The sequence below is a fragment of the Streptomyces sp. NPDC093546 genome (assembly GCF_044765045.1).
In the GTDB taxonomy this organism is placed as follows: domain Bacteria; phylum Actinomycetota; class Actinomycetes; order Streptomycetales; family Streptomycetaceae; genus Streptomyces.
On sequence record NZ_JBIWJG010000002.1, the window covers coordinates 50,248 to 62,939 of the forward strand.

The 12,692-nt window shown below is 70.1% G+C and carries 10 protein-coding genes and 1 tRNA gene; 5 read left to right on the plus strand and 6 right to left on the minus strand.

The window, feature by feature from the left end; genetic code table 11:
• Positions 1-43 precede the first annotated feature (43 nt).
• Positions 44-397: a hypothetical protein gene (locus tag ACIRNI_RS03290; protein ID WP_403547882.1), complete on the minus strand. Its 354-nt coding sequence runs from the start codon at positions 395-397 to the stop codon at positions 44-46.
• Positions 398-498: 101 nt separating this feature from the next.
• On the opposite strand from ACIRNI_RS03290, the gene hrpA reads away from it, so the two are divergent.
• From hrpA to ACIRNI_RS03305, 3 genes are all read left to right on the plus strand, one after another.
• A complete protein-coding gene (gene hrpA / locus ACIRNI_RS03295) occupies positions 499-4,437 on the plus strand; it encodes an ATP-dependent RNA helicase HrpA (protein ID WP_403547884.1) in 3,939 nt (1,312 codons plus the stop codon).
• 261 nt (positions 4,438-4,698) lie between these two features.
• Positions 4,699-4,773, plus strand: a tRNA-Asp gene (locus tag ACIRNI_RS03300).
• Between the two features lie 125 nt (positions 4,774-4,898).
• Positions 4,899-5,135, plus strand: coding sequence for a DUF6274 family protein (locus tag ACIRNI_RS03305; RefSeq protein WP_403547886.1), 237 nt, complete (start codon positions 4,899-4,901; stop codon positions 5,133-5,135).
• A 298-nt stretch (positions 5,136-5,433) separates the two neighbouring features.
• On the opposite strand, the gene bldC is transcribed toward ACIRNI_RS03305, so the two are convergent.
• Both bldC and ACIRNI_RS03315 read right to left on the minus strand, forming a co-directional pair.
• A complete protein-coding gene (gene bldC, locus ACIRNI_RS03310) occupies positions 5,434-5,640 on the minus strand; it encodes a developmental transcriptional regulator BldC (RefSeq protein WP_003949541.1) in 207 nt (68 codons plus the stop codon).
• Between the two features lie 503 nt (positions 5,641-6,143).
• On the minus strand, positions 6,144-6,998 hold the full coding sequence (locus tag ACIRNI_RS03315; protein ID WP_355352627.1) for a hypothetical protein: 855 nt from the start codon (positions 6,996-6,998) through the stop codon (positions 6,144-6,146).
• Between the two features lie 154 nt (positions 6,999-7,152).
• On the opposite strand from ACIRNI_RS03315, the gene ACIRNI_RS03320 reads away from it, so the two are divergent.
• On the plus strand, positions 7,153-8,235 hold the full coding sequence (locus ACIRNI_RS03320; RefSeq protein ID WP_403547888.1) for a Leu/Phe/Val dehydrogenase: 1,083 nt from the start codon (positions 7,153-7,155) through the stop codon (positions 8,233-8,235).
• Positions 8,236-8,566: 331 nt separating this feature from the next.
• Entirely contained in the window at positions 8,567-8,815 is a 249-nt protein-coding gene (locus ACIRNI_RS03325) for a DUF3073 domain-containing protein (protein WP_361423838.1), read from the plus strand.
• Between the two features lie 140 nt (positions 8,816-8,955).
• Here ACIRNI_RS03325 and purM read toward each other — a convergent pair whose 3' ends face one another.
• From purM to ACIRNI_RS03340, 3 genes are all read right to left on the minus strand, one after another.
• Positions 8,956-10,032, minus strand: a complete 1,077-nt coding sequence (gene purM, locus ACIRNI_RS03330) for a phosphoribosylformylglycinamidine cyclo-ligase (protein ID WP_403547890.1) — start codon at positions 10,030-10,032, stop codon at positions 8,956-8,958.
• A 46-nt stretch (positions 10,033-10,078) separates the two neighbouring features.
• Positions 10,079-11,605 (minus strand): amidophosphoribosyltransferase, encoded by a 1,527-nt coding sequence (gene purF, locus ACIRNI_RS03335; RefSeq protein ID WP_356648344.1) that lies wholly within the window; start codon positions 11,603-11,605, stop codon positions 10,079-10,081.
• 170 nt (positions 11,606-11,775) lie between these two features.
• Positions 11,776-12,642 (minus strand): META domain-containing protein, encoded by an 867-nt coding sequence (locus ACIRNI_RS03340; RefSeq protein WP_403547892.1) that lies wholly within the window; start codon positions 12,640-12,642, stop codon positions 11,776-11,778.
• Positions 12,643-12,692: the final 50 nt, after the last annotated feature.

Sequence of the window (12,692 nt, forward strand, 5' to 3'; positions counted from 1 at the left end):
GAAACCGGCGGCACGACGTGCGTACGTACGCACGCGCCGACGGCTATACGCGCAGGATCGACAGCTCCACCGGCGTCGGCCCCGCCGCCCACGGCGGCGCCCGCTCCGGGCGGACGCCCGCCGGAACCGAATCGCCGTGCCACAGGGACACCCGTGGGTCGGTGTGCGGCGCGGACGGCAGGCAGTCCGCCGTCACCGAGCGCGGCGGAATGGCCGGTTCCAGCCCGCCCGACTGGGCCAGGGGGTCGCACGAGGGCCCCGAGCCGGCCGCCGCGGCCACCACGTCGTGCGAGCCGTCCGCGGCCCCGGACCCGCAGAGCGGGAACAGCGCCGCCACCAACACCAGCACGGCGGCCGCCACACGGCACCACCGCCACCGGCCGCCGGTGAAACGCATGCGGACCGCCCCTCCATGACCCAAGATCGTCGACTCGCCGGAAATGGTACGGGGAAATGCGTTCGCCACTCCGTCGCCGCGAGTGAGATCCTGGAGCAGGTATGTCTACTTCCCTCGCCGACCTCCAGACCCTGCTGGCCCAGGTCTCGCTGCGCGACGCGCACCGGCTGGGCCGCCGTCTCGAAGGCTCCCGCCGCATCCGCAAGCCCGAGGCCCGTCAGGCCGTACTGGACGAGATCGCCGCCGAGGCCACCAAAGCCGCCGCCCGCACGGCCGAGCGGGCGGCGCGCATGCCGGAGATCACGTACCCCGAACAGCTGCCGGTCAGCCAGAAGAAGGACGCGATCCTGGAGGCGATACGCGACCACCAGGTCGTGATCGTCGCCGGTGAGACGGGCTCCGGCAAGACGACCCAGATCCCCAAGATCTGCATGGAGCTGGGGCGCGGCGTGCGCGGCATGATCGGCCACACGCAGCCCCGCCGCATCGCCGCCCGCACGGTCGCCGAGCGCGTCGCCGACGAGCTGAAGACCCCGCTGGGCGAGGCGGTCGGCTGGAAGGTCCGCTTCACGGACCAGGTGAACCCGGACGCGACCTTCGTCAAGCTGATGACGGACGGCATCCTGCTCGCCGAGATCCAGACGGACCGCGAGCTGCGCGCGTACGACACGATCATCATCGACGAGGCCCACGAGCGCAGCCTCAACATCGACTTCCTGCTCGGCTACCTCGCCCAGCTGCTCCCCAAGCGCCCCGACCTCAAGGTCGTGATCACCTCCGCGACCATCGACCCGGAGCGCTTCTCCCGCCACTTCGGCGACGCGCCGATCGTCGAGGTCTCCGGCCGTACGTACCCGGTGGAGGTCCGCTACCGCCCCCTCCTCGAAGAGGACTCCGAGGACTCCGACCGCGACCAGATCACCGCGATCTGCGACGCGGTCGACGAGCTCCAGGGGGAGGGCCCCGGCGACATCCTGGTCTTCCTCTCCGGTGAGCGCGAGATCCGCGACACGGCGGACGCGCTGGTGAAGAAGAAGCTGCGCAACACCGAGGTCCTCCCCCTCTACGCCCGCCTCTCGCACGCCGAGCAGCACCGCGTCTTCCAGGCGCACTCGGGCCGCCGGATCGTCCTCGCCACGAACGTCGCCGAGACGTCCCTGACCGTCCCCGGCATCAAGTACGTCATCGATCCCGGCACCGCCCGCATCTCCCGCTACAGCCACCGCACCAAGGTGCAGCGCCTGCCGATCGAGCCGGTCAGCCAGGCCAGCGCCAACCAGCGCAAGGGCCGCTGCGGCCGTACGTCCGACGGCATCTGCATCCGGCTGTACTCGGAGGACGACTTCCTCGCCCGCCCCGAGTTCACGGACGCCGAGATCCTCCGTACGAACCTGGCGTCGGTCATCCTCCAGATGACGGCGGCGGGCCTCGGCGACATCGAGAAGTTCCCGTTCATCGACCCGCCGGACCACCGCAACATCCGCGACGGCGTGCAGCTCCTCCAGGAGCTCGGTGCCATCGACCCGGCGCAGAAGGACCCGAAGAAGCGGCTCACCCAGCAGGGCCGCAAGCTCGCCCAGCTGCCGGTGGACCCGCGCCTGGCCCGCATGGTCCTGGAGGCGGACAAGAACGGCTGCGTGCGCGAGGTCATGGTGATCGCGGCGGCCCTCTCCATCCAGGACCCGCGCGAGCGCCCGGCGGAGAAGCAGGCCCAGGCCGATCAGAGCCACGCCCGCTTCAAGGACGAGACGTCCGACTTCCTCGCCTTCCTCAACCTCTGGCGCTACATCCGCGAGCAGCAGAAGGCGCTGTCGTCGTCGGCCTTCCGCCGGATGTGCAAGTCGGAGTACCTCAACTACCTGCGCATTCGCGAATGGCAGGACATCTATACGCAGTTGCGTACGGTCGCGAAGCAGATGGGCATCCACCTCAACGACGAGGACGCCCCCGAGGACCGCGTCCACGTCTCGCTGCTCGCCGGCCTCCTCTCCCACATCGGGATGAAGGACGTGAAGGAGGGCGCGAAGAACGAGTACCTGGGTGCCCGCAGCGCCAAGTTCGCGATCTTCCCCGGCTCGGCGCTCTTCAAGAAGCCGCCGCGATTCGTGATGTCCGCCGAGCTGGTGGAGACCTCCCGGCTGTGGGCGCGGGTCAACGCGAAGATCGAGCCCGAGTGGATCGAGCCGCTGGCGGAGCACCTGCTCAAGCGCACGTACTCCGAGCCGCACTGGGAGAAGGACCAGGCGGCGGTGATGGCGTACGAGAAGGTCACGCTGTACGGCGTGCCGATCGTGGCGCAGCGGAAGGTCAACTACGGCCGGATCGACCCGGAGACCAGTCGTGAGCTGTTCATCCGCCACGCGCTGGTGGAGGGCGACTGGCGCACGCACCACAAGTTCTTCGCGGACAACCGCAAGCTGCTGACCGAGGTCGAGGAGCTGGAGCACCGCGCCCGGCGCCGCGACATCCTCGTGGACGACGAGACGCTCTTCGACTTCTACGACCAGCGGGTGCCCGAGCACGTGGTGTCGGGCGCGCACTTCGACTCGTGGTGGAAGCACAAGCGGCGCGAGGCGCCGGACCTGCTCGACTTCGAGCGCGAGATGCTCATCAACGAGAAGGCGGGCGCGGTCACCAAGGCCGACTACCCCGACGCGTGGCGGCAGGGCGCGCTGAAGTTCCGCGTGACGTACCAGTTCGAGCCGGGCGCGGACGCGGACGGCGTGACCGTGCACATCCCGCTCCAGGTGCTGAACCAGGTGACGGACGAGGGCTTCGACTGGCAGATCCCGGGCCTGCGCGAGGAGGTCGTCACGGAGCTGATCCGCTCCCTGCCGAAGCCGATCCGACGCAACTACGTGCCCGCACCGAACTTCGCGAAGCGGTTCCTGGACACGGCGGTCCCGCTGGAGGAGCCGCTGGACGTGGCGCTCGCCCGCGGGCTCCAGCGGATGGTGGGTGTCCCGGTCGGCGCGGACGACTTCGACTGGTCGAGGGTGCCCGACCACCTGAAGATCACCTTCCGGATCGTCGACGAGCGGCGCCGCAAGCTCGCCGAGGACAAGGACCTGGAGACGCTGAAGCTCCAGCTGCGCCCTAAGGCCCGTCAGGCCCTTTCCAAGGCCGCCGCGGCCGCCACGGCGGGCCCCTCGGGCTCCGGGCAGTCCCTGGAACGCACGGGCCTGACGGACTGGACGATCGGCACGCTGGTGAAGGTCTTCGAGACGCGGCGCGCCGGCCAGCCGGTCAAGGCGTACCCGGCGCTCGTCGACGCGGGCGACACCGTCTCCGTACGGCTCTTCGACACGGAGGCCGAGCAGGAGCAGGCGATGTGGCGCGGCACGCGCAGGCTCATCATGCTGAACATCCCGGTGAACCCGGCGAAGTTCGCGGCCGACAAGCTGACGAACCAGCAGAAGCTCGCCCTGTCCCGCAATCCGCACGGCTCGGTGCAGGCGCTCTTCGAGGACTGCGCGACCGCGGCGGCCGACCGGCTGATCGCCGACCACGGCGGGCCGGCGTGGGACGAGGAGTCCTTCCGCAAGCTGTACGACAAGGTCCGCGCCGACCTCGTCGAGCTGACCATCCGCACGGTGGCCCAGGTGCAGCAGATCCTGGCCGCCTGGCAGTCCTGCGAGCGGCGCCTGAAGGCCACGAACAGCCTGGTCCTGGTGAGGAACGTCCAGGACGTACGGGAGCAGCTGGCGGCCCTCGTACCGGCCGGCTTCGTGACGAAGACGGGCCTGCGGCGCCTGCCGGACCTGATGCGCTATCTCGTGGCGGTGGACCGGCGGCTCCAGCAGATGCCGACGGCCGTCCAGCGCGACACCACGCGCATGGAGAAGGTCCACGAGATGCAGGACGAGTACGCCTGGCTGCTGGAGCAACTGCCCAAGGGCCGCCCGGTGCCGCAGGAGGTACGGGACATCCGCTGGATGATCGAGGAGCTGCGCGTCAGCTACTTCGCCCACGCCCTGGGCACCGCCTACCCGGTCTCCGACAAGCGCATCCTGAAGGCGATCGACGCGGCCGCGCCGTAGGGGGTGTCTTGTCGATCAGGCCGGATCAGGGAGCGGCGTCTGGTGCGTGCGATCGCAAGGCGGAGGAGGGAGCCACTGCGGAGCATTGGCGACCGACGACAACGCGGCGAGCGCGCGTGCCAGGCGTCGCGAGCCCGGCAAGACCGGCAAGACACCCCCTGGTGACGGGGGCGTCGCCTTGAGTGAGTTCGACCGCACCCCGTGACCTGCTGTAGAGTCTCTCTCGCAGCCAAGCGCAGAACTCAACCGGCTGCGAAACCTGGTCCTGTGGAGCAGTTTGGAGTGCTCGCCACCCTGTCAAGGTGGAGGCCGCGGGTTCAAATCCCGTCAGGACCGCAGTAAGCAGTACGGAGAAGGCCCGGATCCTCAGGATCCGGGCCTTTTCGTCGTCTTGACGGCGGCATCTGCCGGGGGTACCCAAGCAACAAGGGGTACAGGGCCCTTCGGCGGAGGTGACGCGGATGCCCAGCACACCGGTCAGGCCGGGCCGGCCCGATCTGCCGGACCGGCCGGTCAGGCACGAGACCCGCGCGCTGCTCCGCGCCCATCTGGCGGCCGCTTCCGGCTACCGGCACGCCACCCCGCGCTGCGTCGTCTGCCGCCGCCTCCTGCGGCTCGCCATGGAGGCCCCGGACGACGGCGGAAACGGCCCGGACGGAGGCGCCGAGGACCCCCTCCCGGAGCTCTCCGCCGTGTGACGCGAGTCACGAAACCTGTTTTGAAAACTGCTCAGCTTACGCCCCGCCTACAACCGCCCCATTTAATATGTGCAATTGCACCAGTCGGGAGGGGCCGCGCAGTCGGCCCCCACCCGGCCCCCGCCGCTCCCCATCGGGCCCCTGCGCGGGCATAAAAAGATCGCGCTGGACCCGGCGGAGTCCAGCGCGATCGATGACGAAGACCCGTTGGGGCGGGCAGCCGTCGGTGGAGCTATGGGTGGGCGGACCGGGTTGGGGGATCCGGAAATGCCCGGTTCAGCGGGGTGTTCGGGGTGTATCAGGCCTCGCTGCGCTGCTGCGGAATGCCCGCCAGCAGTGCGCGGACCTCTGCCTCGCGGTACCGACGGTGTCCACCCAGGGTGCGGATGGACGTGAGCTTGCCCGCCTTCGCCCAGCGGGTCACCGTCTTCGGGTCCACGCGGAACATCGTGGCAACCTCAGCGGGGGTCAGCAGCGGCTCGGCATCAGGGGTGCGAGCGGTCATGAGCGGCCTCCTCGGGAGAACCGAACCTTCTCGGTTCTTTCCTCTAAATTCTGCACCTTGACCCGCGTTGCCCGAAATGGCGGACGCGAGCCGAGTCGGTTATAGGACGAACGGCTTGTCCTCGGCACTACAACTACACCATCTGTCCAGCCACGTTCGGCCAAACCGACGGAATTGCCCTCTCAGGTGTTCATCAGCGACGGAAGCCGATGGACCATGCCATAGCGGACAGTCACGTCACAGTGACGATCAGTCACAGAGCGATCAGGAGCCACCAGACCCCCCATAGCGTGCAATGCTTAGCCTTCCGCCCACACTTGGACGGAAGAAAGCCCCTCCCGGACTCCTTGTCCTATTTTGGCATGAGGTTGGGTGATGGGCGCAAGAGCCCGGTTAGTGCTGTCCGTCACGCTTGACACAAAGGCCCGGATCGGGACCTAGGGCCCGATCGGCCCGCACGACCGGTCAGTCGACGGTCGGCCGACCGGTCGGCCGAGATCATCTCAGTTGGCGAACTGCCGGTCGCGCACCGACCGCCACCGCTCCATCAGCCGCTCGTACGCCGCACCCGCGCCCGCCGCGTCGTCGGCCCGCAGCGCCGCGATGCCCTCGGCCACATCCGCCGCCGACCGGTCCGAGGCGAGCTGCTCGGCGGAGAGGGCGTGCACCAGCCCGCCGTAGTCGAGCTCCACCAGCGAGCGCGGGTGGAACTCCTCCAGCCACCGCCCCACGTCCACCAGGCCCTCGATCAGCGGGCCCTCGTCGATCGACTCGCGCAGGGTCTTCAGCGCCCGCGCCACCCGCCGCCGCGCCTGCACCATCGGCGTCCGGTAGCGCAGCACCGGCGCCTTGTCGGGACCGGCGGCCGCCGCGTACTCCCGCTCCTCGTCGGAGAAGAGCGCGAACCAGCGCACCGGCACCTGCCACACCGAGGTGCGGATCCACGGCCGCGCGTCCGGGTTCTGCTCGCGCCACCGCTCGTGGTCGGCCTCCGCCTGCCCGCGCACCACCGGCGGCAGCGCCGCGTCCAGGACCACCGCCGGCAGCAGGCCCGGCAGCTCCTCCAGCGCCAGCCATCCGCGCATCCGCGTGCGCCACGGGCACACGCACACCACGCCGTCCACCTCCACCACGAAGGCGTCGGCGCTCTCGTGCACCGGCACCGGGACCGGCGGCGTGCCCACGAGCCCGGCCAGCGAGCGGCGCAGCTCGTCCTGCGCCGTCGGGGCGGTCCCGTCGGCGACACGGCGCGCGTAGTGGGCCCAATGGCCCCGCTCCGGCTCCGGGAAGGCCGCCAACGGCTCGTACACGCGCAGGTAGGAGGCGTACGGGACGAGGACCGAAGTGACCGCTGGCATGTCGCAAATCCTTCCACGCCGGTACTCCGGGAGGGGGTGATCCTCGGCACTGGGTCCCCTCTACGCACAGGTAGGACTTACTCTCTTGCCGTCAAGGCCCTCCCCCACCCGCCGGGGGGCCTCCTTCGCCGCTTCGTACTTGGGAGTCACCACCGTGACCGATGTGACCGACGGCGTCCTGCACACCCTGTTCCACTCGGAGCAGGGGGGCCACGAACAAGTCGTGATCTGCCAGGACCGTGCCACCGGCCTCAAGGCCGTCATCGCCCTCCACTCGACCGCCCTGGGCCCGGCCCTCGGCGGTACCCGTTTCTACCCGTACGCCTCCGAGGCCGAGGCCGTCGCCGACGCGCTCAACCTCTCCCGGGGGATGTCGTACAAGAACGCCATGGCCGGTCTGGAGCACGGCGGTGGCAAGGCCGTGATCATCGGCGACCCGGAGAAGATCAAGACCGAGCAGCTGCTGCTGGCGTACGGCCGGTTCGTCGCCTCGCTCGGCGGCCGGTACGTCACGGCCTGCGACGTCGGCACCTACGTGGCCGACATGGACGTCGTCGCGCGGGAGTGCCGCTGGACCACCGGCCGCTCCCCCGAGAACGGCGGCGCCGGCGACTCCTCCGTCCTCACCGCCTTCGGCGTCTTCCAGGGCATGCGCGCCTCCGCCCAGCACCTGTGGGGCGACCCGACGCTGCGCGGCCGCAAGGTCGGCGTCGCGGGCGTCGGCAAGGTCGGCCACTACCTGGTCGAGCACCTGCTGGAGGACGGCGCCGAGGTCGTCATCACGGACGTGCGCGCGGAGTCGCTGCGCCGCGTCACCGACAAGTTCCCGCAGGTCACCGTGGCCACGGACACGGACGCGCTGATCCGTACCGAGGGCCTGGACATCTACGCGCCGTGCGCGCTCGGCGGCGCGCTCAACGACGACACCGTGCCCGCCCTGACGGCGAAGGTGGTGTGCGGCGCGGCCAACAACCAGCTCGCGCACCCCGGCGTCGAGAAGGACCTCGCCGACCGCGGGATCCTCTACGCGCCGGACTACGTCGTCAACGCGGGCGGCGTGATCCAGGTCGCCGACGAGCTGCACGGCTTCGACTTCGACCGGTGCAAGGCGAAGGCCACGAAGATCTTCGACACCACGCTGGCAATATTCGCACGTGCGAAGGAAGACGGTATTCCGCCGGCCGCGGCGGCCGACCGGATCGCCGAGCAGCGGATGGCCGAGGCGCGCCGCCGGTAAGGCCGGAATTCCCGCGTTCATGTGAGTTGACAGGGGTGCCCCGCCGACGGGGCGTGAGCCGCTCGCCGGGAGGACCGGAGAGAGACAAGACTCACGCCGGTCGGCGGGTCGCCCGCCGCGAAGAGGTTAAAATCGCAGCTGACCAGCGAGGACAGGGCACCTCGTCGGTCCGGCTCCGAGGCGCCTCGTGCGGGCGACGTACCGTATGGCGGCGGAAGCAGGTACCGTTGAAGCCCTACGGGCCGGTCTCTCCACGGAGAGCCCGTTCCGAATCATGAACGCGTGTCAAGACTCTGGGGCCGTCGAGCCCCGTCACCGAGGGGGTCGAGCCATGGGGCGCGGCCGGGCCAAGGCCAAGCAGACGAAGGTCGCCCGCCAGCTGAAGTACAACAGCGGTGGGACGGACCTCGCACGCCTGGCCAGCGAGCTGGGCGCATCTTCGAGTCAGCCACCGAACGGCGAGCCGTTCGAGGACGACGACGAGGAAGACGACCCGTACGCCCGCTACGCGGAGTTGTACAACGACGACGAGGACGAGGACGAAGAGTCCGGTCCGTCGTCCCAGCGTCGCGGCGCTTGACGCCTGCACTCTTCTTCACCCGGTCCGGGACCCTGTCCCGGACCGGGTTCTGTGCTGTCCGCCGTCTGAGACGTCTCGGCTGACCGGCGACTCCGAGCTCGGCCGCCCGAGGGAGTCGCCGGTCCACAGCCGTGCCGCCGTCAGGCCGTGGCGTACTCCCCGACCAGCTCGGCGCCGGTCGCGCGGTCACCGCGGTCGGTGATCTCGCCGGCGACCCAGGCGTCGACGCCCCGGTCCGCCAGGGTGGTCAGCGCCACGTCGACGGAGTCGGCGGGGACGACGGCCATCATGCCGACGCCCATGTTCAGCGTCTTCTCCAGCTCCAGCCGCTCCACCTGCCCGGCCTTGCCGACCAGGTCGAAGATCGCGTCCGGGGTCCAGGTCGCGCGGTCCACCGTGGCGTGCAGCGCGTCCGGGATCACCCGGGCCAGGTTGGCGGCGAGACCGCCACCGGTGATGTGGCTGAAGGCGTGCACCTCGGTGGTGCGGGTGAGCGCGAGGCAGTCCAGCGAGTAGATCTTGGTGGGCTCCAGCAGCTCCTCGCCGAGCGTCCGGCCGAGCTCCTCGACCCGCTGGTCCAGGCTCATGCCCGCGCGGTCGAAGAGCACATGGCGGACGAGCGAGTACCCGTTGGAGTGAAGGCCGGAGGACGCCATGGCGATGACGGCGTCACCCGTACGGATGCGATCGGGGCCGAGCAGCCGGTCCGCCTCGACCACGCCCGTACCGGCGCCGGCGACGTCGAAGTCGTCCGGGCCCAGCAGGCCGGGGTGCTCGGCGGTCTCGCCGCCGACCAGGGCGCAGCCGGCCAGGACGCAGCCTTCGGCGATGCCCTTGACGATGGCGGCGACCCGCTCGGGGTGCACCTTGCCGACGCAGATGTAGTCGGTCATGAAGAGCGGCTCGGCGCCGCAGACGACGATGTCGTCCATGACCATCGCGACCAGGTCGTGGCCGATCGTGTCGTACACGCCCATCTGACGGGCGATGTCGACCTTCGTGCCGACGCCGTCGGTGGCGGAGGCGAGGAGCGGTCGCTCGTAGCGCTTGAGGGCGGAGGCGTCGAAGAGGCCGGCGAAGCCGCCCAGGCCGCCGAGAACCTCGGGGCGCTGCGTCTTCTTCACCCACTCCTTCATCAGCTCGACGGCGCGGTCGCCCGCTTCGATGTCGACGCCCGCGGCTGCGTAGCTGGCACCGGTGGTCTCAGTCTCAGACATGACTGTGAGAGCTTTCGTGTCGTACTGCAGGGATTGCGGGGTGCTGTTACGGGCGGCGGAGGGCATCGGCCGCGGCCGTGGCGGCGGGGCCGGCGGCCAGCTCGGTCTCCAGCAGCTGCTTGCCGAGCAGCTCGGGGTCCGGCAGCTCCATCGGGTACTCACCGTCGAAGCAGGCGCGGCAGAGCTTCTGCTTCGGGATGGTGGTGGCCTCGATCATGGCGTCGATGGAGATGTACGAGAGGGAGTCGGCGCCCAGCGACGTGCCGATCTCCTCGACCGACATGCCGTTGGCGATCAGCTCCGCGCGGGTGGCGAAGTCGATGCCGAAGAAGCAGGGCCACTTCACCGGCGGCGACGAGATCCGGATGTGGACCTCGGCGGCGCCCGCCTCGCGGAGCATCCGGACGAGTGCGCGCTGGGTGTTGCCGCGGACGATCGAGTCGTCGACGACCACCAGGCGCTTGCCCTTGATGACTTCCTTGAGCGGGTTCAGCTTCAGGCGGATGCCCAGCTGGCGGATGGTCTGCGAGGGCTGGATGAAGGTCCGGCCGACGTAGGCGTTCTTGACCAGGCCCGCGCCGAAGGGGATGCCGCTGGCCTCCGCGTACCCGATGGCGGCGGGGGTGCCGGACTCCGGGGTCGCTATGACCAGGTCGGCGTCGACCGGGGCTTCCTTGGCCAGGCGTCGGCCCATCTCCACGCGGGAGAGGTAGACGTTCCGGCCGGCGATGTCGGTGTCGGGGCGCGCCAGGTAGACGTACTCGAAGACACAGCCCTTGGGCTTCGCTTCTGCGAATCGCGAGGTGCGGATGCCGTTCTCGTCGATGGCGATCATCTCGCCCGGCTCGACCTCGCGGACGTACGCGGCGCCGCAGATGTCGAGGGCGGCGGACTCGGAGGCGACGACCCAGCCCCGCTCCAGGCGGCCGAGGACCAGCGGGCGGATGCCCTGCGGGTCACGGGCTGCGTAGAGGGTGCCCTCGTCCATGAAGACGAGCGAGAAGGCGCCCCGGACCTCGGGGAGCACCTTGGCGGCGGCTTCCTCGATGGTCAGCGGCTTGCCGTCGTCGTCGACCTGGCCCGCGAGCAGTGCGGTGACGAGGTCGGTGTCGTTGGTGGCCGCCACCTGCGTGGCGCGGCCGTCCATCTTGGGGAGGTCGGCGACCATCTCGGCGAGCTGCGCCGTGTTCACCAGGTTGCCGTTGTGGCCGAGCGCGATGGAGCCGTGGGCCGTGGCCCGGAAGGTCGGCTGCGCGTTCTCCCACACGGAGGCACCGGTGGTCGAGTAGCGGGCGTGTCCGACCGCGATGTGGCCCTGGAGGGAGCCGAGGGAGGTCTCGTCGAAGACCTGGGAGACCAGGCCCATGTCCTTGAAGACGAGGATCTGGGAGCCGTTGCTGACCGCGATTCCCGCGGATTCCTGACCCCGATGCTGGAGGGCGTAGAGCCCGAAGTACGTGAGCTTTGCGACCTCTTCACCCGGAGCCCAGACACCGAAGACGCCACAAGCGTCCTGGGGGCCTTTTTCGCCGGGAAGCAGATCGTGATTGAGTCGACCGTCACCACGTGGCACGCCTCCGAGTGTAGGCGAGATCGACCACTGGTCCGAATTGGTGAAGGGGCCGCCGGCCCGAAGCGGAGCCCGGGGTTTCGGCGGGCACCGCGCTGACCAGCGGGCTTTGCCGGATGGCGCGGCGCACGGGGTGTGACGGACCTCGCAGTCGGCCCCGCAGTCGGCCCGAGCTACTTCTCGCTCGCCCGAGCGGCGAAGCCCGTGCCGTCAGGGGCGGTGAGGGTCAGGGTGCGGTGGTCGATCGTGTACGTGGCCGTCCCTTCCATCACCTTGAGCAGGGCACGTTCGACGTCCATCGCGGGTCCGGGGCAGAGCTTGCGGGTGGAGGTCACGCGGCCGAAAGTGATCGTCTGGCCCTCGGTGGTGACGGTCGCGGTGAAGCTGTTGCAGCCCAGGTTGCCGCGGATGGAGCCCTCCTTGCCGCGCACCCTGCCCCCGTTCGTGCCGCCGTCCTTGCCGCCGTCCTCCGTCACGGTGAAATGGGCCTTGCCCTCGGCGCCGGCGGGCAGGGAGGAGGCCGCCTGGCCCGAGGTGAGGGATTCGACGGTCCAGGTGGTGCCGGTGAGCGGCGCCGGCCGCCGCTCGGACAGCACCACGGTGTCGCCCTGAGCGGTGGTGAGGGTCAGCCGGCCCTTGTCGAGCGCGGCCTTGAGCGGCCCGTCGAGCGCGGACCTGAGGGCGTCCTCGAAGCTTTGGACGTTCCCCTCGCAGGCCATCTCGGTCATGCCGGGGTCGCTGATGGTGATGGTGTCGCCGTCGATGTCGGCCCTGGCGTTGAAGTGGTTGCAGCCGTAGTTGCCCGTGACCTTGCCCTTGGCGTCGACCTGGACGTGCGCCCGGGCCGGGGCGGTGTGCTCGCGGCCGTCGACGGTGACGCTGTCGACGGCCCAGTGCACGCCGGTGACCGGCACGTCCGGACGCCCGGAGCCGCCGCCGTCACTCGCGCCGGACCCCGGTTCGGTGCCGCAGGCGGTGAGGGCGAGGAGCGCGACGAGCGCGGCTGACGCGGTGAGGTTGTGCTTGTGCGTGGTCGGCATGCCTCTGGGACGGGCCAGGCCCCGGACCGGTTCCGCTCCGGCGCCCTCCA